This window comes from Pseudomonas tremae (assembly GCF_001401155.1).
GTDB classification, from domain to species: Bacteria; Pseudomonadota; Gammaproteobacteria; order Pseudomonadales; family Pseudomonadaceae; genus Aquipseudomonas; species Aquipseudomonas tremae.
The window spans coordinates 1-305 of sequence record NZ_LJRO01000195.1 but is presented as its reverse complement, the minus strand read 5'-3'; the positions used below and the strand labels follow the sequence as shown (position 1 = coordinate 305).

The following is a 305-nucleotide window of genomic DNA, read 5'->3' as shown; positions in this document are numbered from 1 at the left end:
ACCTGTTTCTGATCCCTTCGATGGACCTCGAAGCCGACCTGCGCTTTACCTCAGGTTCCACCGATTACAGCCTGGCGTGGATCCTGCTGACCTTCCTGGGCCTGTTTGGTGTGCACCGCATGTATCAGGGCAAGTGGATCACCGGCATTATCTACCTGTGCACGGGCGGGTTGTTTCTCTTGGGGATTCTGTATGACTTCTGGACCCTGAATGACCGTAAGCGTCCGAACTACACCGCCTTGCAACTCAAACCTTCATCCGTTTAAACCACTGATTCACATGCTCGCAATCAAAGACCGCAGGAT

The 305-nt window shown here is 53.4% G+C and carries 1 protein-coding gene; it reads left to right on the top strand.

Annotated features, from left to right (window positions below; genetic code table 11):
• Positions 1–266: TM2 domain-containing protein (locus ALO43_RS14025; protein ID WP_157062298.1), on the top strand; the 266-nt coding region annotated here is incomplete at its 5' end.
• Between the last annotated feature and the right edge of the window lie 39 nt (positions 267–305).